This window comes from Kribbella polygonati (assembly GCF_050320105.1).
GTDB lineage: Bacteria > Actinomycetota > Actinomycetes > Propionibacteriales > Kribbellaceae > Kribbella.
In genome coordinates this window covers 4,418,132-4,440,737 of the sequence record NZ_CP190129.1, presented here as the reverse complement: position 1 = coordinate 4,440,737, position 22,606 = coordinate 4,418,132, and the positions used below count along the sequence as shown (strand labels likewise).

Here is a 22,606-nt window from a genome sequence, read left to right as displayed (position 1 = left end):
TACGCGCGGCTCCTTCGTCGCCGTGCTACGCGCCGCTCCCACCCACCCCCGGCTAGCGCCGGTATCTGCCGGCTACCGCCGGCGGTTGCGGGCTGCCGCCCGCGACCGCCGGCGGTTGCGGGCTGCCGCCCGCGTGCGACCACACCCGCCGACCGGTACTACCTGAGCCCGACGGCCCACATCGGCATCGGCTGCATCCAATGCACTCCGCATGTACCGACGTCACCCGACCTGAACTCGTCAGTTGGATGAACCGCAAACCGCGCGGCAGACGCGTGCGACGGATGAAGACCCGGGTTGGGACGGGCGCGTCCGCGGGCACGGCTCGCGTCGTTGACGACGTACCCCCGTGACAGGGGCGAAGCGACCTGTCGGTGATTCAAGGGCGATGCTGAGGGCCGGCTAATCGATCCAATAGGCGGCAAACGCCTCCGGCACGGGCGACGGGTGTCGATCAGATACAGAAGTCCCTCGTCGCGATGCCTCGAGTGCTTCGATCATCAACTGCAGCAGATCATCGACAAGGTTTCGGATCGACCGCCGGTCCCTGGATGGGCGGATACGTTCTGCGGCGAGGGCCCAGCGTAGGCCATCGAGCAGAGAGTGGACCTCCGCGGCGCCGCCCGGCATAAGCCCGAACTGCATCAGCATGTCGTCGGTGTCGTCTGAGTGGCCTGACCAGTGACCAGTGACGTAGTGAACGTTGCCGTAGCCGGCGAGAGCCTCGGGTTGGCCTGAGAACTTCGTACAGACGATGGGGAGGCCGATCGCTGCGGCTTCGTCGAGGACCAGCCCAAAGCTCTCGGCATGGGAGTTCGCCGGATGGATAAGCGCGGTCGCTGAGGAATACAAGTCCGATTTCGCCGACTCGGTGATGTCGGGCGAGACCGTCACGCTGACGGCAGGGCAGTGCTGACTGAAGATCGCCCGCACGCTCTCGCTGTCTTCCGCAGATCGCTCTTGACCGGCGATCACGACTTCCGGCAGTTGGGCCGCGGGCAACTCTCGGGCAAGTTGGCCGAGTGCTTGGGCATAGGCGTCGTAGTCGAACTTTTCCCTCGCGTCGATACGTCCCAGGGTGAAGAACCGTGGAACCTTTGAGGGTTGGCAGCTAGTGATGCGAGCGGAGGTCTTGACAGCCTGAAGCGAGTAGGGAATGACTCGCTGCACAGGCTGCCGGGCGTCCAGACCGGCGGCGGCAGCAAGTGTGGAAAAGATCCCGGACCAGGCGATTCTGCTTGCTTCGCTGGGGAAGACGACTCGGTCTCCAGGCTGTGGCGGCCACATAATGTCGGATTGCCCACGGGCGAACCACGGCCCGTAGCCGATGCTGTGCGCCATCGTCACTATCGGCCAGGGCAGGTGGTGTCCAGCCCGGAAGACGGCGAGTCGGTCGCGGTAGTGGCGGAACGGGTCGAAGAGGATGCCGTTCTCCACATGGTGGAGCGCATCGGCTCGAAGATCGATGCTCTTGTTCCGCTGGACGTCGTGCCACCCATCTCGGGTGAGCAGGAACCAGTCTTCGACTTGGCCGGAGGATATCAGCGCTGTTTCCAAAGCCGTCGCCACGGCGTGCCTGCCGTTCAGTGGGATGCCGTCGCTCCCGGCGAGAAGAGAGTGGGCGTCGTTGTCGGTGTCGGCGATGGTAACGAGTGTGAGCGGTGTCAATACCATGCGAACCAATCCTCGTGAGAACGATCGGACTGACGGTCGTCGCAGCACGCAACGCTTTCATGCGTCCGTGTCCGCCGGAACTGCAGATGCGTCATCGGGGCGCTCCTCGGTCGGCGCCGCGTCGTTCTTGCTGAGGCGCATCCTGGCGACAGCCGCCAAGAGCGCCGTGACGAGCGTCCCGCCGCCAGCTACCAGCAGCGTCATTGCGGGCCCGACGGCGCCGAGAACCGGTGCGGCCGCTGTTGTCCCGATCAGTCCGGCCGATTGATTGACTGACCCCATCGTCGACAGGGCACGGCCCTTGACGTTCTCGGGGACCGAACCCACAACGATGATGCGAATCGAGGCGACCTGGACTGCGTTCGAGAACCCGGCAACGGCAAAGCCGAACCCGGCCACGTAAGGGGACACCACGATGCCGGGAAGGAGCAGGCCGACCCCCATTGAGAGCGTCGACATGAACAGCCAGGGCTGCGCCCGTTGGCCCGTCACGTGCGCTCCCAGCCGTGATCCGGCGATCCTGCCGACGATGAAGCACTGCCCGAGTACAGCATAGCCAAGTGGCGGCAGATTCAGAGTCTTCAATCCGTAGAGAACCTCTGCCACTGAATAGAACGAGGTGAAGACTATCGATGCAACGAGGCCAAGGATCGCGACACGCGGCGTGGCCTGCGTGAGGAGTAGTTGCGGCGCCGCCTTAACCCGCGTCCACCAACTCTGAGGAGTCGCCTCGGCGGCGGGACGCCGACTCGGAGTAAGCATCGTGAGAGTCGCCAGCACGAGCAACACGCCAGCATCCATAACGAGAACCCAGGCGACGCCGAGCGACTGCACGATGAGCCCTCCGGTCAGTGGGCCGAGCAGGCTGCCGATCAGTCTCGCAGTGTCCATCCGTGCAAAGGATCGCGCTTCGCTATCGCTGTCCTTCTGCTTCACTCGCTCGGCCAGCAGCAGTAGTGCTGGAGCGTCCAGCGCGGACGCGATCGACTTGAGCAAGACCATTGAGACCAGGACCGACACGGCCGGATGGGTGGCCGCGCCCAAGACGATGAGTGCTTGGGCAGCCGAAGAGATCAGGACGATCTTGCGTGGATCGATCCGGTCGACCAGCGGGGCGGCGAGCGTCGCCAGAGCGATCTGAGGGACCGCCTGACAAAACAAGACAGCAGAGACCGCCCAGCCCGTTCCCGCGTTCCCGGCCACCGTCACCATGACAGCGATCATGGTGGCGCCGTTGGCGAACGTTGTACCGAGATAGGCTCCGGGAAGACCGAACCGGGCGGCCAGCTGCCGAACTGTCCCGTGTGTCACAGATTCAGTCAGACAGTTTCAGGTTCCTTGTTCCAGTGCGTCACTGACAGGTTGTCCGCGCTGATCCCGAGGTCCTTGAACATGCGACCGTGGAAGCTGCGCTTGAACGTCTCACGGTGCTTGCCGTAGTAGTCCGTGTCGTACCAGACGACCCCGAAATGGATGCTGCCCGAACCGTCCGCTGCCGTGTCTTTGTACACGATGGTCCAGTCGTATGGAGCGAGCTGCGGGCTGTCTGGCGCCGCGGCCAGCCGGGCGTCCGACTCCTCCAAGGCGGTCAAGCAGCGCTCCATCACCGCTGCATCGGGAACATTGATCGTCACCTGAGACTCGGCGACTGCGGTACGTCCACGCCGGCGCTCCTCGGTCGATCCGCCCCACGCGACGAACTCTCCGGAGTTTTTGATGAACATATTCCTCCTAAGTTTCGTTCCGGACCGCGATCCAGGCGTCGATACCTGGATCGGGTGCAGCGGAACGTAACACGGTTCCGGCCAGGACCGTTATGCCGATTGCAGCAACCTGCAAAAGATGCCACCGACACGCCGCCGCGCCTCACCGAGCTTGCACAAGGCATGCGTAAATACGCAAATACGTCCGGCTTACCGACGCCGACCAGGATGCAAAGCCGACGACACCTGCCTGCGGGGTTGGGGTGGAAGCGCTCGGCTATGCATTTGCGGACGGATGTAGCCGCTGGACGGTCGGTCCCTGTCGCGATCACCGCGCTGCTCACCGCAGGCGGCTGTGGCTGGAGGTGATCATCATCCGGAGTGTCGCGTCCATGGAACCGGAACTCAGCCACGGTGTGCGCTCTGCTTATCTCCGCTGTCGATTGCGATAGGCCGCTCTTCCGCTCGCTCCTGGGTCATTCTGCGGATGTCCGAGAGGCAGCCATCGACGCGAGGATCGGGATGTCGGCGACCTTCGCGGCGTCCAGATCCTTCCAGATCAAGCCAGTCGACCTGCGCGAGGGCTGACATTCGATGACTTCGTCAGGAGTAACGATCAGGTCTACCTGGAAGTCGTGATCCGAGGTTGGTATCTCGTCTTCGACAACTTGCAGCGGGTGGACGGGGGCTACGATGACCGTCTTGTCGGTCACCCAACCAGCCTCTGTCAGGAGAGCAACCTCTAGGTCGGAGTATCCGGCGCCCTTCCCGATCCGGTCACCTGAGCGGTTAACAGCGACGCTCCCGCAGATGACCACGTCGATCGGCTGCATGGCATCGATTGAAATGAGGGTTCTTGCGCCTTTCGACGCCTGTTCAACGGCGTCGTCCGGGAGCAGGTCGTTAGCGGCTGGGTCCAGCACATAGAAGGGTTCAATGGTGGCCATCTTCGGCACCGCGACATAGAGCAACTTGCTGTCCTCGAGCGCGCGTACCCGGATTGGTCGTTGGGCTCGGTCAGGGTTGGCCTTGATGACTCGCGAACCCCGCCACTCTGGCCGGTCCGAGAGCAGGTCGGCCGTTCGATCGGCGCCGTAGAAGCTTGGAATTGTTCCCTGGACGCCGGTCGGCGCCGCATGCTCTGACTCCAGGAGGTTCCATATCCGCTCGCGAAGTTTCTGTTTGTCCTGATCAGCGCTCATGCCGCAGTGTGCCTATGCCGACGCCATCAGTGCAAGGAGGCGGTCGTTGATGTCCTGGACCCAGGTCTCCTGCCGCCAGGGCTTCAGCTCGCGGCCGGCCGTGAACACCAAGTTCAGCGCTCCACCGCCACGTGTCAGCTCGACGGCGTCTATCGCCCTGTGCAGAGTGTGAGCAGCTTCGTCCAGCTTGCGTTGCCTGATCAGTGAGAGGGTGAGATTCGCAAGGGCAAGCGCCTGACTCTTCTTCCTCGACCTCAGCCCTTGCACCGTCTCATTAAGGATGGGCTCGGCTCGGCCGGGCATATCGAGGAAGAGATAGCACGATCCTGCCAGGCGGTTGAACTCGTTGATGGAGTAGTGAGCTGCCGCCACGTCGTCTGAACTGATGACATCGAACTGACGCTCGGCCTGGGTCAGTGCCGCCTCGCAGCTGCGGAGATCTCCGAGCATGGCGTGGCTCTCAGCGACGTGGAGCAGCGCGAGGCCGGAGAGGGAAGGGCTGGACTTGCTGGCCAGTTGCGATGACTTGATGGCCAGCGTGAGGCCGCGGTTCGCGTCGGACTCGCCATAGAGGGCTACATACGCCTTGCGCAGAGTCGCGTACGACTCCGCAGTGGGGTCATGCACGTGCTGGGCGGCGTTGACAGCCTGATCGAAGTAGGCAATCGGGCCCGTTGGCTCCCTGCGCTGGCTCGCGTCCCAGACGAGCTGTCCCATCAGCAGAGCCGACTCGGCCTCAACCTCGTAGAGAGCACGCCTGACTTTCGGGCTGCTCGCGTTCTGGCGAAGATACGCAACCTGCCCGTGTGCCTGACCAGCCGCGCCGATGAGGCCAGTGGACGGTGCTTGGTCGTAGGACTCATCCAACGACACGATGCGTTCCCTCAGTTGGGCAACAGCTACGAGGTCGGTTGCCTCGGGGTGACCGAGCGCATAAGCCATCCGTTCATCCGCACCGGCCATAGGCCCCGTGACGGTCAGCAGGTCCTGGAGATCGTTCATCGTGATGCCGAGATTCTCCGCCAGGCCAGGGCGGATCCACGGCTGCGGTTCGGTGTCCCCGTTTTCCCAACGACCAATCGTGGAGCGGTCGACACCAAGCAGTTCCGCAAGGCGCTCCTGACTCAGCCCAGCAGCCTTGCGCTGCTGCGCCAGTCGTACCCGCTTCGGTGCCATCTCCTCGTTCCCCGTGGTTCGAGCTCGTCGCGTCAGTGGTGCGGCAATTGTGCGGCATTTCTGCGCTGGCAACTACGCAGCGTAGACGGTTTGCTTATCTCAGTGAAGCCACAGGCCGTTGTGATATCGAAATCGTCCACGACAGGCCACCCGCCACGAGGGCTTCACACTCAACCTAGACATAGGGATGTGACTAAGAGTGATTGCCGAGATGTGGGTCCTTATCGGTGGAACGGGGATCGTCGGTGTCGCAATGGTGGTCGACGTGCTGCGGGATGTGTTCGGTCGATGAGCGCGATATCCGAGACCCCGCCGCGCCGCCGAGTCCGTGTCTGGTTCGGTAACACAGCGATCACTGACCTGACGGAGGCTGAGCCCGTTGCTGACAAGTTTGCGGCGGCAATGCGGCTCCGATTTCGGAGCTTGCGAGTGACGAATGAGCCTGTCACCCCCGGGATCGATGGCTGAGGATGACCAGTGGAAGGTACAGCTGTGGCTCGGCGACGACTACCTGATCGAGGAGCACATCGGGCCGCAGGCCTTGGCTGAGGCGTGGGTAGAGGTGCTGTTGCTGCGGGCGAAGACTTCCACTGGTCTCCAAGCGCGGTGGTCGCTCGTGGCCGAGGACGACCCACCCAGCCGGCCGTACTGGACTTCAGCACCGCCCACGTGATCTGGCGGGATCGGCAGCGGCCCTCCTCACCGTCGTCTCGCGGAGTGATCGCCGTGAGCTGCCGGTCCCGCCGTTAGTCCTGCTGTCCGAGTCCTTGTCTCCCCTGTCAAGGGCTCGGCCAGCAGCCCAAGAGATCAGGCTGTCCCAGAGCGGAGGCGAGTCCGAACTGGGCCAGCCGTAGTAACCAGGGGGCGGGCGAACCTAAGAGTTGGCCCGCCCCCTGATCCAATCCAGGAGTTTCACAATGGCCGCGAGTCACCGAAACGCCTCGACCGATGGCCCGGTTGTGGATGACCGGGTCCACGGTTCTACACAACCGACTGTGATGAGTCGTCTCGGTGCGACCTTGAAGGGCCAGCTCCAGATCGCTCGCCCGCACAAGTTCCTGAGACATCGTGTCCCAGGTCACGGCAGGCCGCATCGCGAACACCTCTAAAGAGGCGCGAGGCAACCTTGTGGCACACCTAGCGCGTGATGCTGCACCGCACATGTCGCATCTTCGTCGCACTTGTTTGTAGCGGCGCCGCGGGCCGGGACGTGGACGGGCCAGCGGCCATACCCTCGTCAGGTGGATGAGACTCACGAGGGCGACGTGACGTTGCGGTCGGGGATGCTCGATCGCCTGGCGGAGATGCGCGGTTACCCGCTGGCTGACGACGTAACAAGCGCGATGACGGTTGTGCCGCGGCATCTGTTCGTGCCGGAGGCGCCGTTGTCGGAGGCGTACGGGTTGGGTGCGGTGGTGACCCATCGCGATGAGCAGGGTGTGCCGACGAGTTCGGCGTCGGCGCCGGGCACAGTAGCGGGGATGCTGGAGCAGGCACAGGTCAGGCCGGGTCATCGGGTGCTGGAGGTCGGCGCGGGGACCGGGTATAACGCCGCGCTGCTGGCACAACTGGTGGGTCCGTCGGGTTCGGTCACCACGATCGAGTATGACGCCGACGTCGCGGAGGCTGCACGGGCGCATCTGGCCGCGTACGGAGCGGACCAGGTGCGGGTTGTGACCGGCGACGGAACACAGGGCTCGGCGGAGGACGGTCCGTTCGACCGGATTCTGGTGACGGCTGGGGCATGGGACGTGGCACCTGCGTGGGTCGAGCAGCTCGCGCCCGACGGACGTGTGGTGCTGCCGTTGCGGCTTCGTGGACTGACGCGAGTGGTCGCGTTCGAGCGCGACGGGGCCGGCCTGCGGAGCGTGTCGGTGGTCGAGGATGGGTTCATCCCGATGAAGGGCATCGGTGCGATGCCGGAGCAGAACGTCCCGCTCGGCCCAGGTCCGGACCTGACGCTACGCATCGACGATGCGCAGCCGGTAGCACCAGGCTTGCTGCAGGCATTGGGCAGTGAAACGGCGTTGGAGTGGACCGACCTGGTGGCGCCATGGGCGTGGACGCCGGAGCAGGATCTCTGGCTGGCCGCGCTGCCGGGCTATTGTCGCGTGTTCGTCAACGCGGAAGCTGTCACAGCCGGGCGGGTTCTTCGGGCGAAGGACCCCTGGGGCGCGTGGGGTGTCTATTCGGATTCGTCACTGGCCTACTTGACCGCCCAGCAGGTCGGCGGGACAGACGATATGCCGATGCTGCAGGTTGGTGCCTGCGGTTTCGGACCCGACGGGACAACTTTGGCGCGGCTGCTGACGGACCGGGTCCGGGTATGGCAGGAGCAGGCCGCGCGCGGCGTGGACGTGACGATCGCGGCGTGGCCGCTGACCTCGGCACCGTCGCCGGAAGAGGCCGGCGCGTTGTTCGTCGTCGACAAGGTTGACCATGCGTTCGTTGTGACCGCGATCCCGGCCACGACATCCGTCGAGGTACAGCCACGCGCGGGCGAGGCAGTATGAGCTGGCCCTGACCGAGCCGTCAGGGCCTTCTGCCTGCTTGTAGCAAGCTCAAGTGATGAGGAGCAGGGCGTCCCAGGATGTCGCAGCCGGGCGCGCGGGAAGGGCGACCACCTCGCTGAGAGCTAGTGCGACTCCTGCGGCGCCCGTCAGGAATCCGGGGTTGTCGTGGCCTATGCCGTGCTCGAGGTGTTCTACGAGAAACGGCCGGTCAGGGTTCAGTGACTGGGTGACCCCGGCGGCTGCGTGTTCGGCGACTCCGGCGTCGATGCCGGTTGCGCAGCGCAGGACTCCGGCCTGCCCGTGACATAAGGTTGGACCTGCGGCATCCCAGCCAGCGTGCTGGGCGCCCAGTTGTGCGAGGTCAGCGCGGGTTGTCTCGGCCAGGCGAGCGTCGTCGAGCGCTTGTGCCGCGTGCATGAGGCTTCGGGTGATCCCGGGCACCCCGTAACACCATGCAGCAGACCGCCCCTGCGGCACCATGTCGGATCCGTTATCGAGATCCCGGCCGGTGACCTGGTCCGGCCAGCCGTGGTCGACCGCTCGCCAAAGGTCGAGCCAGCTGACGGCATGTCGGATCGCAGTCTCCTGCCCTGTGACGGTTTGTCCGGCGAGACTGGCCAGCGAGAGCAAAGCCAGGGGGCCGGCGACGCCGTGGGCAAGTCCGGTGTCAGCGGCTCCGGTGTTGTCGAGCCGGCTGGCCACGACTGTTGGATGGTGATCTGTTGGGACCCACCAGCCTGGCCTGGAGGCACCGTGGTCGGTCAGCATGGTGGTCAGTGCTGTCAGCGCAGCGACAAGTCCCGGTTCAGCGGAGGTGTGACCAGAGGCCATCGCAGCGAGCAATATGCGGCCGATTCCGGCCAGGCCTGAGATCGTGTCGTATACGTGCCATGCGATCGCGGAGTCACCGGTTTCGACGAAGGTTGTGTAGTGGGCGGCTATGTCGACAGCACGAGACGAGAGCCAGCGGACAGACCGATCCGTAGCCCTCGCGGTGGCGTCAGGGTCGGGCAGGTAGGGAGAGCCAAGGATCAGAGAGGCAGCCAGTCCGCCGATGGCCCCGTAGATCCCGTCGCCCATGTCGGGCGCGCCGGCGGCGTGTTGAGCGGCGGCGGCCCAGTGAGCGGTGGCCGCAGCATCGAAGACCGGGTCGATGTTGGACAGGCGGGCATGGAGCAATGCGGTCCCTGGTAGACCGTCGGCGAGGGTCGCGACTCCGTACGAAGGAGCGGAGGTTGCCACTCGCTGCGGGTCCAGCAGCCGTTCTGCGATAGCTAGTGCGGTATCCGCGATGTTCATCGGGGCTTCCTTGCGAGCTGGTGTGCGGCCAGTGCCCGGGCGAGATGTTCCTGGTCGCGGTCGAGGCCTAGGCGGTTGGTGTGCATGTGGATCAGCGATGAGGCACAGTCTGTACGTCGGCCGACGGGTACCGCGTCGCGGTAACAGGCCAGCACCGCATGGCGCTGGTCCCACATCAGCCGCGCGGACGAGTCAGGCAGGACTGTCGGGTCGAGAGGTGTCGCGGTGCGTAGCTCGTTGTGCCGTCGTTGCCGGGCGCGGTCCAGGCGCGGACGTCCGACAGCGGCGATGGGCTCATCGGTGAGAGTCTCGGCGATCTCGACAGCAGAGAACGCAGCGAGCACGAGCCGGACGTCTTCGTCGGGCATGTTCGCCAACAGACTCAGTGCGAGGTGGCTGTCGGCATCGAACACTCGCTCTGCGGCACCGATCGCCCTGGGACCTCCATAGCGATCGCTCTCCGGTTCGTAGGACTCGATGACCAGACCTCTGACCAGGCCGTGGCTCATCCAGTCGGCGTATCGCTCCGTTACGGCAGGAAGCACCACTGTGCTCAGGACGGATGGTTCGCCCGCGAAACGGACGCGCAGGTGCGGCCCGTGGGCGGGATTGTCATACCGGAGCCAGAACCATCGGTCGATGACGCCACGTACCGATGCGACCAGACTGCTGAGCTGTCCAAGGATGTAGTCGTGGTGATTCCTCGGCGACGGGATCGTCAGCGATAGCCACCTACTGCCCGGCAGATGGATCACTGGAGGTGTCCACGCCTTCGGTGGATCGTCGTCTGCGACGTGCGGGCGTGTGGGGCCTTGGAGCGGGACGATCAACTCGAGGACGTGGGAACCGTCGTGGCCGTCGGCAACCGCCTGGATCGCATGAGGTCCGCCGGGTTGGGCAGTTACCGAATCCGCGCCACGACGTGCGTAGCGGCGTAGGAGCTCTCGATCGCGGGGATCGTCAAGGTCGAGCAACAGACGCTGGTCGGAGTCCTGCGTGACCACGAGCCGCGGCAGTGCGGGCACGGTCGCAGCACGCCACTTGGCAAGCTCAGATTCCCAGGAGGACACATTGGCAGCCGCCACTACCAGCGCGTCGGGAATGCGCCACCTGGCTGGCGCGAGGATGACGTTTCGCCACCGCACTTGAGGCAGGAATGGAGCCTCGGCAAGCGACCCCCAGGACCAGGCATGCCACGGATGGTTACCGGCGTTCGCGAGATCTTGGAGCACGCGAACGGCGGGAGGTATGTAGGCCAGGCCGATTCGGGAGAACAGAATGGGGTTGATCTCCCGCTCGAGGCTGCGAGACCACAACGTGAGACGTTGCCCATCGGAGGCGAGGTCAAGATCGGACAGCGTCAGATCGCCCGGCTCGGGCAGCGTACCGACGCAGATCCGATGTGACACGAACCCGGACGGCAACGCTACGGTCGACAGAGCCGCTAGACGTGGCCGGACCACGACCTCGGCACAGATCGGCATGTCAGGATCGACGGGGAGGCTGGGCAGCTGAAGGAGCGACGAGAATCGCCCTAGCGTCGACCCGGCTTCCGTGGTGCTGCCGAGGTACGCGGCCAGCATGTACTTGCCCTTGGCAAGATCCTCAGGCGACTCAGACAGGACCTGCGCATACAACTCGGCACTGGACGGTGGCACGCGCTCACCTGTCACCCGCAGTGCAGCTATTGCCTCATCGTCGAGCATGACCTCGGTGCTGTGACTGGCGGCTGCCGCGGCAACGAGGCCGGCCACGACTCGATCGCGGCTCGGATTCTTCGCCGGCTCCGGAGATTCATCATCGTCTGGAGCGCCGAGGCCGGTTACTGGGTCAACGACGACCAGGAGCGGGACCCGCCGCCTGATGCCGTACCGGTCGACGAACCGGGAGTGATATACGTCCAGAATCTCGGATGACGGTGTGATGCTCCACAGCAAGCTGACCGCGTCCGCGGCCCCAGCGAGGAGCGGGCGCGGGATCTGGACGTCTGCGTCGACCGCGACGTCGACCGTGATCAGGTTCTCCTGCGGTGCGAGACGGTCGCAGACCGCGCGGGCCTCGGCGAGAGCGGCGAGGCGCTCGTCCGTACCCGGTGGGTACTTGTCTGCCTCGGCGAGCAGGTCGCGTAGCTCGGCCAGCGGACCGAGTAGCTCGTGTGACGGTGGGACCCGGGCCAGAAGGTGCTTGAGTGGGTCCTGTGCAATGTCGTCCGGCAGCAGGTCCGTCAGCAGCAGCCCGGCCCGGATCAGCTTCTGTACCGTTGCCCGCACAGTCTCTGCCGACACGCCAAGCCAGCGGGCGTTGATCGCTCCAGCGACCTGCGTCAGGCTGGCCGGGGTACGGCAGGTCTCCAACATCAGTTCGACAGCGGGCGTTGCGCGCAGCGAGATCCGCTCAGGTTTCAGCGATCCGACAGCCCATTCGTGTTCGTACCGGTGTCCACGACGCGTGGCGAGGTCGTTACGTGCAAGCCGCACCGCATCAAGCACCTCAGGCACGTCAAGGAGCTGGTTGGCGACATCGTTCAACCAGGCAGCCGATGGCGTGCTCCGGGCACGATGATTCTTCCCGACACTGAACCGGGCATCTCCTTCGGTGACCTGCGCGACCTGGACGCCGGCGAATGCGCCCCGCGGCGTTGCCCGAGTCCGAGCACGACGCTCGTAGGCATGCACCGTCGTTGCGAGCTTCTCGTCGTCGTCCAGGTCGTCGTCGGTGATCGTGGCGAGGGAGCGCGAGGTGAACCGCACCGCCTCCAGAAGCGATCCGGTCAGAACTCCTGCCGCACAGTGACCCGCGTCCCTCGGCAGCAGCGGTGTGCGTGCCAGGACGGGGAACTCCGGGTGCAAGGCGAAGGTGCTCTCGCGCTTCATCGCCACGGCCTCTACTTCTTGCAGTTGCAGTTGGTGCAGCTGCAGGTCTTCGAGCAGCCCCGGCTCGGACAGCTCGCCGAGCAGCCATCGTTGGTGTGGTTGGTGCAGGCCATGGGGACCTGCAAAATGCGCACGTCCAGGTCGAACAGATCGGCCGTCAGCCGGTCTAGGTGGCTCCCAGAACGGTTCAGGTCGGTGTTGCTACGGTCCAGGACCGCAATCGGTTCTGCCATTGGTGTGCCTCTCGATGAGGGGAACAGCTGTGATCTCTCATCGAAGCCAGAGATGAGCGAGCTGAACAGCGCACGTCCGAAGCATTCCTGTCGCACCCGTGTAGCACGCCCGGGCCGGTGGTGGACTGTGGCCGGCAAGCCGCGAACCGTGGGGCACACTTGGCACGTGCATGTCCGGACCGACCAGGAGAACGCCATGGCCACGCAATCCCGTGTCGAGTTCCGCTCGCTCGACGGCCTGCGGCTCGTCGGCGACATCGTCGTGCCCGATACGACTCCGAAAGTCGGAGTGCTTCTGGTCCACGGCCGCGGCGTTACCCGGCATGAATCCGGCTTCTTCGACCGGATCGCCGAAGGACTGGCCACAGCCGGTATCGCGTCGCTCCGGTTCGACCTGCGCGGGCATGGCGAGTCCGAGGGCACCCAAGAAGACGTCACGCTCGCGGGCCTGCTGAACGACGTCCGAGCCGGGTTCGAGGTGCTAGGCGCCGAGACCCGTGTTGCGGTTACTTCTTTGGTAGGACAATCATTCACCGGCGGAGTCTGCGCGTATTATTCGGCGAAGCGCCCGGCCGAGGTGGATCGGCTGGTGATGCTATGTCCCCGCATCGACTACAAGGCGCGCACGATCGACGGACGCACGTACTGGGTGGACGATCACCTGGACGACGAGCACGCCGACCTGCTGACCAGGGACGGTTTCCTGCAGTACTCGACATCGTTCCGGCACGGACGCGCGTTCCTCAACGAGGTCTTCTGGCTCCAGCCGCACACCGCACTCGGTTCCGTCGCTGCCCCCACACTGCTGGTCCATGGTGATGCCGACACGCAGGTGCCGATCGGTCCCTCCTACGACGCCATCAAGGAGCTCAACGAGCAGTCGCGGCTCATGGTCGTAGAAGGCGCCGGTCACGGATTCGCCGTCGCAGGTGACAAGGCCTATCGGCAGCCGCAGACTCTGGTTTGGCAGGCTGAAGTCATCGATGCGATCACCGACTGGGTGTCAGCCGGGCGCTGACCGGCGCGACAAGCCGCCGGTACGCTGCTACGAGATACTCGGTGCTGAGGGGAGGTCAGGATGCCCGACAGCGACGAAGCGAACGCAGAGACCGTCGGTTCACGCATCGCGAGGTACCGAAACCTCGCGGGATACACCCAGCGCGAGTTCGCCGACCACTCCCACCTCTCGCTCGGCTCGATCCGCAAAGTCGAACAGGGCGAGCGTCTACCGACCTACGGTTTCCTCAACACCGCCGCCCGAACCCTCGCAGTCACAGTCGAGCAACTCACCGGCCAGCCCTACCCCAGCCGGCAACGAGCCGACGCCCGCGTCCACGCACCGATCGCCGCGATCCGCAGCATCGCGCGAGCCTACGATCTGCCACCCGAATGGCGCCCACTGCCGCGGTCTCTCGACGCGATCGCCCGGGATGTCGACCAGGCCACGAACTACCGCGCCGCCGCCCGGTACACCGCATTAGGCGAGATGCTTCCCGCGCTCCTCGAAGAGCTCACCGCCTCCGTGCATCAACTGGACGGCATAGCGCGCCGCCGCGCCGCCCGTCTCCTCGCATCCTGCTACTACATGGCTTACTGTCTTGCCGCCCGCTTGGGCTACCTCGACCTCGCCTCGATCCTGGAGGAACGTCTCCAGTGGGCATCGACGCAAGCCAACGACCCGCTTTCCATCGGCCTAGCGCAATGGACCCGCGCCAACGGGTTCCAAGTCGCCAAGGACTACAACACGGGCTTGCGCCTGCTGGAACAGTCCTATGACCAACTCTGGGACGCGGTCGGCTCCGGCCCGTCAAGTGCCGCGGTGACCCTGCTGGGCAGCATCCGCCTCCGGCAGGTGACTCAAGCTTCACGCGCCCGCGACGAAGACGCCACAGCGCACCACCTCGGGGAGGCCCGACGCCTGGCCGAGCGCATATCCGGCGGCGTCGACGGCGTCCACTACCACCTGACGTTCGGGCCGGTGAACACCGCCGTCCACGACATCGCCGCCCAAATCGAACTCAAGCACGTCGACGTCGCGGCCGAACGAGCGCGAGCGCTCCACCTCCCATCATCGATGCCTCGTACCCGCCGTGGTCACCACTTGATCGACGCCACCCGAGCCTTCATTGCCATCGGCGACCACAGCGCCGCTCTGGTTGCACTACAGCAGGCCCGAACAGTCGCTCCACAACAAACGAGATACCACCCAATGGCCCGCGAAGCCGTACATGTACTGGCAAGCCACCATCGCAGGGCCAGCGAGGAGGTCCGCGCCCTCGCGGCATGGATCGCATCAGCCACCACTGGAACCAGATGACACGCTCGTCAAGTTTCGGCTGATACCAGAAGTACCCCACCGTGGGGTACTTCTGTGCCTGCGGCCATCGGACTCTGATTCCATCGGGATCCATCCATCAAGGAGGACGCGTGGCACCTCAGGCAGTAGCCCTCCAGCGGCGCGACATCGAACATCTGCTTCTGGCCGCCGGCAACGCGCGCGCACTCGAACAGCTTGCCGCGACGGATGACCAAACCGCCCTCATCGTGGTCGTGCTCGCAGACACCGACCAGGAACATGCTCCGGCTGTAGACCTACAAGCTCACCCAGCTGTCGCCGAGCGCGTCGACGACCCGGCGGTACCACCGCGCCGAGACGCACTGGCCCGCCGCAGACGGGACGTTTGCAAGACCCAGGAGGGTCTAGCCGCTGAGGTTGGGGTCCAGCGATCCACTGTCGCCCGCTGGGAGTCCGGCGACACGACGCCCTCCTTGTGGGCTAGGCCGCGGATCGCCAACGCGCTAGACGTCACGCTCGACAGACTCGACGAACTACTGGTAGCGAGCCAGAGCGAGCAGGCGCCACTGCGTCCGTTAGTCGCGCAATGAGATCAGTTTTGCTTGCCCACTTGATTACCGCGTCCACGCACCACCGCACCCCTCGAACTGAGGTGTTGCGACGACCCCTAGAACCCAAGCTCACCACGTGGGGCTTTACCGAGCGCATCCACCTAGCCGTCACCCGCGAGCGGCAGCTCGCAAGTCCCCGGCGGTAGCCGGGAAGTGCCGGCGCCAAGCCGGTCGGTGGGTGGGAGCGCCCGCGGAGCACGCGGTGGGCTGACCACATCCGCCTGTTCACCACGTGCACGCCACGATCTTCACTTCCATTCACCACCTTCACGCCGCCGACAACCCCGCGCCACTCACCACCGGCGCCTTTACCAACCACACCCGCCAAGCCGTCACTCGCGAGCGGCAGCTCGCAACTCGCCCGCGGCAGCGGGCAAAAGAGCCGGCGCTAAGCCGGTGGGTGGGTGGGAGCGCGCGTAGCGGGTGCGGGAGGGAGCGGAGCGACCGGAGCGCCTGCGGAGCACGCGGGGGGCTGACCACATCCACCCGTTCACCACATCCACCCGTTCACCACATCCACCCGTTCACCACATCCACCCGTTCACCACTCCTCAACGTCCCCGCCGAAACCACCCAGGCCCTCTTCCGCATCGCCGACTTGGCCCCGGTGGTCAGGTGAGGGTGATGCCGGCGTTGCGGAGGTCGGTGAGGGCCTGGTGGGTGGTGGGTTCGGCGACGCCGGCGGTGAGGGTGGTGAGGACGGTGGTGTCGAAGCCTTGGGACTTGGCGTCGAGGGCGGTGGCGCGGACGCAGTAGTCGGTGGCGATGCCGCAGACGTCGACGTCGGTGACGCCTTTGCTGCGGAGCCAGTCGGCGAGCGGGTGGCCGCCTTCGTGGGACCTGCCCTCGAAGCCGGAGTACGCCGCGGCGTACTCGCCTTTGTCGAAGATCGCGTCGAACGGCTGCGGGTCGAGGTTCGGGTGGAAGCTGACGCCGTCGGTGCCGGCCACGCAGTGCGGGGGCCAGGAGTTCACGAAGTCGGGGGTCTTGGAGAAGTGGTCGCCTGGGTCGATGTGGTGGTCCCGGGTGGCCACGACGTACGCGTACTGCCGCTCGTCCGGCTCCGCCTCGTGCCACTCGTGCAGTAGTTCGCCGATCCGGAACGCGACGTCGGCGCCGCCGGCGACGGCCAGGCTCCCGCCCTCGCAGAAGTCGTTCTGCACATCAACCACGATCAGTGCCCGGGCCATCGCGCCGCTCCTTTGCCGAGAACTCCTGAGCCCACCGTACAAGCGCCGACGCCGCCGACGCTGTATTACGCGGGAATCAGATCACCGCCGGTGACGTGCAGCAGTTGGCCCTGGATCGCCCGGGTCCGCGGTGAGGTGAGGAACAGGATCGCGTCGGCGATCTCGGCGGCGTCGGGCAGGTGCCGCGCGGTGAAGCCGGCCGCGATCCGCTCCAGGGCGGGCTGCGGGATGACCCGGTGTACGCCGTTCTCGAGCGTGATCCCGGGCAGTACGACGTTCACGAGTACGCCGTCCGCGCCCAGATCGTGCTGCAGACTCGCCGCCAGGCCGTGCAGTCCCGCCTTCGCCGCGCTGTACGCCCACGACCCGGCCATCCCGCGCTCGGCCAGATCGGTCGACAGCAGCACGAGCCGCCCGTGCCCGGACCGCCGCAGCGCGGGCGCGACCTGCTGCACCAGGTGGAAGTTCCCTTCGAGGTTCGCGCGGATGATCTGGGTCCACCACTCCGGCCGCGACTCCTCGACCTTCGACGGCCGCTCGTCGTACCCGAGCGTCCCCAAGCTGACCGCGTTCGCGACCACCGCGTCGAGCCCGCCCCAGTGCTCCACGACCGAGGCGACCGCGGCCGCGATCGTCTCCGGCGTACCGAGATCCATCGGTACCACGTACGCCGTACCGCCGGCCGCCTCGATCTCCTCCGCGACCGCCTCGGCCGCGTCCTTCCGGCTGTTGTAGGTGATCGCGACCCGCGCGCCTTCACGCCCGTACGCGACCGCCGTCGCCCGCCCGATCCCGGACGACCCACCGGTCACCAGCACCGCCACGTCCTTGAAACCCAGGTCCATGACCCGTCCTCCTGCTTATCGTTAGTCGGCTAAGCAGAAAACTTAGCCGACTAACAATCCGAAGGCAACTGTGGCGCGGTCAGGCGGGCCAGCCGTGCAACGCCGTGTCGACGATCTCGTTGAGCTCGGCGGGCCCGAGGCCGTTGGCGGCCTGCACCGCGATGCCGAAACCCACCGTCATGACGAACCGGGCCAGGCGCCGGGGGTCGGCGTCGCGCGGAAGGTCGCCCTCGTCGACGGCGCGCCGGAAGCGTTCCTCGAGGCGGTCGCCCGCGTCGTTGCGCCAGTCGACAAGCAGGTCGTGGACGGCCAGGCTCTCGTCGCTCGCCGCCAGCGCACCCTGCACGGTCAGGCACCCGGAGGGGCCGTCTGGAGGGGTCGTCGCGCCGACCGCGCCGCGGAGGAACGCCAACGCCACGGCCCGAGCGGTGGGCTCCTCCAGGGCGCGCGTGGCGTACACGGCCGGCCCCGCGCCGTACCGCTGGAGGGCCTTGCGGAACAACTGCTCCTTGTTGCCGAAGGCGGCGTACATGCTGGTCTTGGTAATCCCCATGGCGCCGGTCAGTTCGGCGAGGCTCGCACCTTCGTAGCCTCGCGCCCAGAACACCCGCATCGCGCGTTCCAGCGCCTGGTCGATGTCGAATCCTCGAGGCCGGCCCATCACGGCCCTGCGGGTGTCACCCATGCGACAAGCGTACCTCTCGGTACAGATCTCGGTCGAACGCGGTTCGGTACCGAGCGGTCCTGATGTGCTACGGTTCTGCACCGATCGGTACTTAAATCCTCGGAAGGGAAGTCCGCACCATGAAGACCATCTCGCTCGGCGGCCTCAAGGTCTCCCGCATCGGCCTCGGAGCCATGGGTATGTCGGCGTTCTACACCGGCGCGGGCCAGTTCGACGACGAGTCGATCCGCACGATCCACCGCGCCCTGGACCTCGGGGTCACCCACATCGACACCGCTGAGGGGTACGGCCCCTTCGTCAATGAGGAGCTGGTCGGCCGGGCCGTGCGTGGGCGCCGGGACGAGGTCGTGCTGGCGACCAAGTTCGGACTGATCTCTCACACCGGTGGCTCGGCTCCGGACAGCACCCCGGCCAACATCCGCCTGGCCGTGGAGGGTCGCTGAAGCGTCTGGGCACCGACCACATCGACCTCTACTACCAGCACCGGGTCGACCCCGGGACGCCCATCGAGGAGACCGTCGGCGCGCTGGCCGAACTGGTGGCCGAAGGCAAGCTCCGCCACATCGGCCTGTCGGAGGCCGGCCCGGCCACCATCCGCCGCGCTCACGCCGTACATCCCGTCGCCGCGGTGCAGTCCGAGTACTCGCTGTGGACCCGGGACCCGGAGGCCGAGATCCTGCCCGTACTGCGCGAACTCGGTATCGGCTTCGTGCCGTACTCCCCGCTCGGCCGTGGCTTCCTGACCGGCAACATCCGCACCCTGAACGATCTCGGCACCGACGACTGGCGCCGTACCAACCACCGGTTCGCCGACGGCAACCTGGAACGCAACCTGCGCATCGTCGACGAGGTGCGGGCCGTGGCCGCCGAGATCGACGCCACACCCGCACAGGTGGCCTTGGCCTGGCTGCTGGCCCAGGGGGACGACATCGCGCCGATCCCCGGCACCAAGCGAGTCGCCAGGCTGGAGGAGAACGCCGCCGCCGATCACATCGAGCTCACCGCCGCTCATCTCGCCCGCCTCAATGACCTGCCCCCGGCCTCCGGCGAGCGCTACGACGCGGACAACATGGCCGCCATCGACCGCTGACCGAGGGCGTGCCGCCGTACCACGAGAATCTGGGATCTACGTGATCTCGACGAACTCACCGGCGAGTGCGGAGCGGCGGAGTTGTTCGTCCGGGCGGGTGTGGATGCGGTCGGCGAGGTGCTGGGGGAGGTATTGCGGGGTGCCGATCGCGAGGCAGTCGCGCAGGATGCGGGCGGTCTTGTCGGCCATCTGGGTGATCCGGCGGGCCTCGTCGCAGGAGTCGCCCAGTGCGACCATGCCGTGGTTGGCGAGGTAGATCACCCGCGGCCGCTCGCCCAGGCGCTGGACGTACTCGCGGATCGCCGCCCGCGCCCGCCGGCCGAGTTCGAGGCCGGGGTCGACGTACGGCAGCAGCAACTGTTCCCGGCCGAGTACGACGATCTGGTCCGGGAACAGCGCGCCGTCGACCAGCGCCGACGCCCGGTCTGAGCAGACGATGGCGTTGACGGACTGCGGATGGCAATGCGCGACCACGGACGCCCCCGCATCGGTGAGTGCGACGGCGTGTAGGAGCGATTCAACCGACGGCTGCGGCGCGGATGGGTCGATCCTGCTGTCCAGTAGGGCTTGCTGTACGTCGGAATCGTCGGCGTCGGCCGCGTCGAGCAGGTCGAGCAGTGGCCGGATCCGGACCTCGACGAAGGTCGCCTGGGGGAGCGAGGTGCCGCTGGCCTTCACCAGCATGCGGTCGGGGCCGCTGCGGGCGGACAAGTTGCCCTCGCCGAGCAGGGCGAGTTCGCGGTGCTCCTCCCCGAGCCAGCGGGACAGGGCGGTGAGCTGATTCACGGGTCCTCCGGTTCCGGCCGTCCGTGGCCGTTGACGTGTGCGCCGGTGCGGCGTAACTTCTGAGCAATTGGAGCGCTCCAATGATGCGTCTCCGACGAGCTCCGCACCACCCCCATTCGCCGCCCCGGACCCGGGAGGAACTCGATGAAGCTTGCGGTTGCCGTCTTGCTGCTGGCCGGCCTGATCCCCGCCACCCCCGCCACCCCCGCCACAGCCGCCGTGGCGGCCGCGTCGCCCGGGCTCCTCGACTCGTTCGACGGGGCCCGCGACGCGTCGCCGACGTACGGCCTGAACGACTCCCTCGGTGCCCGCCAGTCCGGCCCCGGCAAGGGCGTCACCTTCACCCGCGTCCACGGCAACTGGACGTCGCCCGCCGGCACGCCGCCGAGCTACTACTCGCAGGTCGGCAACAACTCGTACCCGGGCCGGCTGTCGTTCTGGATCGGCAACTCCGCCGTCCGCCTCGACGCTCCGGCCGCCGCCGACGCCACCGACGCGTACACGGTCTCCGCCACCCTCGACCCGAACGCGAACTCGGCCGGGCCCGACACCGACTGGTCCTCGCTGATGCTCTCTCGCACCAGTACGTCGACCGGCTACGTCACCGCCTCCGACATCGACCTCGGCCTGACCGTACGGCGAACCGGCGAGGTGATGCTGTACCGCAACGGCGTCGCACAATGGGCCACGAGCCTCACCACGACGAGGCAGCCGACCGGATTCGGGGCGACCGTCACCGTCACGGGAGCGTCGACGGGCGCACCCGCGGTGAGCGTGACGGTCAACGGTGCAACGAAGACCGCTGCCCTGGCCGCACCGCTACCACGCGCCTACGTGTACCTCGGCGCGTACCTCACCAGCGGCAGCAGCACCCCGCCGTACGGCGAAGTGAGCGCCCTCGACAACCTGCAGGTCAGCAAGATCACGCAGTACGCCGACTCGTTCGACGGCGCCGCCGACACCGACCCGGGGTACGGCCTGAACGACAACCTGGCCGGACGTCAGACCCCGCAGACGAACGCGGGCTACACGCGCGTCTCCGGCAACTGGTCGAGCACCGCGCCGCCGCCGTCGAACTACTCCCAGGTCAACAACAACGCGTACCCGGGCAAGCTCTCGTTCTGGGTCGCGCCGTCGGCGGTCAGGACCAACGTGCCGGCGATCCCGGACGGTGACGACGCGATCGACCTCGCCGCGACCGTCGACCCGGACCCGGGGCTGTTCGGCACACCCGGCGACTGGGTCTCGCTGATGCTGTCCAGTTCGAGTACGTCGACCGGCTACGTCACGGACGCGGCGAACCGGCTCGGGATGACGATCGCCCGCAACGGCGTCGTCACGTTCTACAAGGACGGCGCGGTCTACGGCCCGACGCTCACCGCGACCCGGGGCGCGGCGGGTTACGCCGTCACGGTCCGGATCACGGCCGCGAGTACGGCGAACCCGACGGTCACCGTCACCGTCAACGGCGCGCAGACCTCGTTCGCCCTCGGCGCCTCCGTCGGCAAGTCGTACGTCTACCTGGGCGCCTACGTCAGCAACGGCAGCGCGACCGCGCCGTACAAGGAAGTCAGCACGGTCGACGATCTGACCGTCGGCAAGGTGTCGCCGTTCCCGTTCCTCAAGTACTACGGGACGTACGGCACTCGCAACGACGATGCCGCGGGCAACCATGTCCCGGACATGGCGGGGATCGCGAACCTGCACTGGATCAACGTCTCGCCGACCGACCCCGCGCAGCCGGTGACGTACCGGACGAACGTGTTCGCGTCCTGTCCGCCGCACTCGTGCATCGTGTACGTCGGCAGCGAGTTCTTCGACCCCGGCACGCACGCGATGTACCCGGACCGGACCCGCTGGAACAACTACGTCGCGATGCTGCAGCCGTACAAGGACAAGATCTTCGGCTACTACCTCCAGGACGAGCCGTACATCTACGGCATCACCGGGGCGCAGATGGACGTCCACGCCAACGCGGTCAAGGCGAGCATCACCGCGGGAAGCATCCCGGCCGGGCCGATCCTGATGACCGACACGCTGTACGACATCAACACCTGGGCGCACGTCCCGGACGCGGTCGACTGGCTCGGCATGGACGCGTACTCGATGGATGCCGCGACGATCGAGGCGGCCGCGACCCGGCTGGACGAGATGACGCCGGACCCGAACGACCGCACCTACATGTTCCCGCCGAACGTTCCCGACACCTGGAACGGCTTCACCACCGAGCAGCAGGTGATCGGGAAGCAGTACGAGTACCTGGCGACCGCGAACCGCCACCCGAAACTGACCGCCCTGCTGAACTTCGGCCTCTGGGTGAACACCGGCGCCGGCGGCAGCCACGTCCAGACCCAGGAGAACGTCCCGAACCTGTTCGCGATCCAGGAACGCGTCGGCAACGCCGTCATGAACCTGCGCTGAGCACCACCA

19 protein-coding genes are annotated in these 22,606 nt (G+C 66.4%); 8 read left to right on the top strand and 11 right to left on the bottom strand.

Annotation, left to right across the window (positions count from 1 at the left end; all coding sequences use genetic code 11):
• Window positions 1-402: 402 nt before the first annotated feature.
• The 5 genes from ACQHIV_RS21060 to ACQHIV_RS21040 form a co-directional block, all read right to left on the bottom strand.
• On the bottom strand, window positions 403-1,674 hold the full coding sequence (locus ACQHIV_RS21060; protein ID WP_427884684.1) for a glycosyltransferase: 1,272 nt from the start codon (window positions 1,672-1,674) through the stop codon (window positions 403-405).
• Between the two features lie 57 nt (window positions 1,675-1,731).
• Window positions 1,732-2,985 carry an MFS transporter gene (locus ACQHIV_RS21055; RefSeq protein ID WP_427884683.1) on the bottom strand — a complete coding sequence of 418 codons (1,254 nt, stop codon included), beginning with the start codon at window positions 2,983-2,985 and terminating at the stop codon, window positions 1,732-1,734.
• 8 nt (window positions 2,986-2,993) lie between these two features.
• Window positions 2,994-3,398: a hypothetical protein gene (locus ACQHIV_RS21050; protein ID WP_427884682.1), complete on the bottom strand. Its 405-nt coding sequence runs from the start codon at window positions 3,396-3,398 to the stop codon at window positions 2,994-2,996.
• Window positions 3,399-3,853: 455 nt separating this feature from the next.
• The gene (locus ACQHIV_RS21045) at window positions 3,854-4,579 is read right to left on the bottom strand and encodes a 5-formyltetrahydrofolate cyclo-ligase (RefSeq protein WP_427884681.1); all 726 of its coding nucleotides are present in this window, start codon (window positions 4,577-4,579) and stop codon (window positions 3,854-3,856) included.
• 12 nt (window positions 4,580-4,591) lie between these two features.
• Window positions 4,592-5,755: a helix-turn-helix transcriptional regulator gene (locus ACQHIV_RS21040; protein ID WP_427884680.1), complete on the bottom strand. Its 1,164-nt coding sequence runs from the start codon at window positions 5,753-5,755 to the stop codon at window positions 4,592-4,594.
• A gap of 460 nt (window positions 5,756-6,215) precedes the next feature.
• Here ACQHIV_RS21040 and ACQHIV_RS21035 point away from each other — a divergent pair, with 460 nt between their 5' ends.
• Together ACQHIV_RS21035 and fxlM are read left to right on the top strand one after the other, a co-directional pair.
• Complete coding sequence (locus tag ACQHIV_RS21035) at window positions 6,216-6,428, top strand: hypothetical protein (RefSeq protein WP_427884679.1); 213 nt, start codon at window positions 6,216-6,218, stop codon at window positions 6,426-6,428.
• 598 nt (window positions 6,429-7,026) lie between these two features.
• Window positions 7,027-8,268: a methyltransferase, FxLD system gene (gene fxlM, locus ACQHIV_RS21030; protein ID WP_427884678.1), complete on the top strand. Its 1,242-nt coding sequence runs from the start codon at window positions 7,027-7,029 to the stop codon at window positions 8,266-8,268.
• Between the two features lie 48 nt (window positions 8,269-8,316).
• On the opposite strand, the gene ACQHIV_RS21025 is transcribed toward fxlM, so the two are convergent.
• Window positions 8,317-9,567, bottom strand: coding sequence for a lanthionine synthetase LanC family protein (locus ACQHIV_RS21025; protein ID WP_427884677.1), 1,251 nt, complete (start codon window positions 9,565-9,567; stop codon window positions 8,317-8,319).
• Window positions 9,564-12,440, bottom strand: a complete 2,877-nt coding sequence (locus tag ACQHIV_RS21020; protein WP_427896538.1) for a lantibiotic dehydratase — start codon at window positions 12,438-12,440, stop codon at window positions 9,564-9,566. Before ACQHIV_RS21020 ends, ACQHIV_RS21025 begins: the two co-directional genes overlap by 4 nt.
• A 399-nt stretch (window positions 12,441-12,839) precedes the next feature.
• On the opposite strand from ACQHIV_RS21020, the gene ACQHIV_RS21015 reads away from it, so the two are divergent.
• From ACQHIV_RS21015 to ACQHIV_RS21005, 3 genes are all read left to right on the top strand, one after another.
• Window positions 12,840-13,691 (top strand): alpha/beta hydrolase, encoded by an 852-nt coding sequence (locus ACQHIV_RS21015; RefSeq protein WP_427884676.1) that lies wholly within the window; start codon window positions 12,840-12,842, stop codon window positions 13,689-13,691.
• Window positions 13,692-13,751: 60 nt separating this feature from the next.
• Window positions 13,752-14,990 carry a helix-turn-helix domain-containing protein gene (locus ACQHIV_RS21010; protein WP_427884675.1) on the top strand — a complete coding sequence of 413 codons (1,239 nt, stop codon included), beginning with the start codon at window positions 13,752-13,754 and terminating at the stop codon, window positions 14,988-14,990.
• Between the two features lie 110 nt (window positions 14,991-15,100).
• Window positions 15,101-15,559 (top strand): helix-turn-helix transcriptional regulator, encoded by a 459-nt coding sequence (locus tag ACQHIV_RS21005; RefSeq protein ID WP_427884674.1) that lies wholly within the window; start codon window positions 15,101-15,103, stop codon window positions 15,557-15,559.
• Between the two features lie 632 nt (window positions 15,560-16,191).
• Here ACQHIV_RS21005 and ACQHIV_RS21000 read toward each other — a convergent pair.
• The 3 genes from ACQHIV_RS21000 to ACQHIV_RS20990 all read right to left on the bottom strand — a co-directional run bounded on the left by ACQHIV_RS21000 (window position 16,192) and on the right by ACQHIV_RS20990 (window position 18,300).
• Complete coding sequence (locus tag ACQHIV_RS21000; RefSeq protein ID WP_427884673.1) at window positions 16,192-16,770, bottom strand: nicotinamidase; 579 nt, start codon at window positions 16,768-16,770, stop codon at window positions 16,192-16,194.
• 65 nt (window positions 16,771-16,835) lie between these two features.
• The gene (locus tag ACQHIV_RS20995) at window positions 16,836-17,615 is read right to left on the bottom strand and encodes an SDR family NAD(P)-dependent oxidoreductase (RefSeq protein WP_427884672.1); all 780 of its coding nucleotides are present in this window, start codon (window positions 17,613-17,615) and stop codon (window positions 16,836-16,838) included.
• Window positions 17,616-17,694: 79 nt separating this feature from the next.
• Window positions 17,695-18,300, bottom strand: coding sequence for a TetR/AcrR family transcriptional regulator (locus ACQHIV_RS20990; protein WP_427884671.1), 606 nt, complete (start codon window positions 18,298-18,300; stop codon window positions 17,695-17,697).
• A gap of 119 nt (window positions 18,301-18,419) precedes the next feature.
• Here ACQHIV_RS20990 and ACQHIV_RS20985 point away from each other — a divergent pair, with 119 nt between their 5' ends.
• Together ACQHIV_RS20985 and ACQHIV_RS20980 are read left to right on the top strand one after the other, a co-directional pair.
• Entirely contained in the window at window positions 18,420-18,743 is a 324-nt protein-coding gene (locus ACQHIV_RS20985; RefSeq protein WP_427884670.1) for an aldo/keto reductase, read from the top strand.
• The gene (locus ACQHIV_RS20980; RefSeq protein WP_427896536.1) at window positions 18,740-19,390 is read left to right on the top strand and encodes an aldo/keto reductase; all 651 of its coding nucleotides are present in this window, start codon (window positions 18,740-18,742) and stop codon (window positions 19,388-19,390) included. Before ACQHIV_RS20985 ends, ACQHIV_RS20980 begins: the two co-directional genes overlap by 4 nt.
• A 36-nt stretch (window positions 19,391-19,426) precedes the next feature.
• Here ACQHIV_RS20980 and ACQHIV_RS20975 read toward each other — a convergent pair whose 3' ends face one another.
• Window positions 19,427-20,176, bottom strand: a complete 750-nt coding sequence (locus ACQHIV_RS20975) for a class II aldolase/adducin family protein (protein ID WP_427884669.1) — start codon at window positions 20,174-20,176, stop codon at window positions 19,427-19,429.
• A gap of 144 nt (window positions 20,177-20,320) precedes the next feature.
• Here ACQHIV_RS20975 and ACQHIV_RS20970 point away from each other — a divergent pair, with 144 nt between their 5' ends.
• Window positions 20,321-22,597 (top strand): hypothetical protein, encoded by a 2,277-nt coding sequence (locus ACQHIV_RS20970; protein WP_427884668.1) that lies wholly within the window; start codon window positions 20,321-20,323, stop codon window positions 22,595-22,597.
• Window positions 22,598-22,606 lie beyond the last annotated feature (9 nt).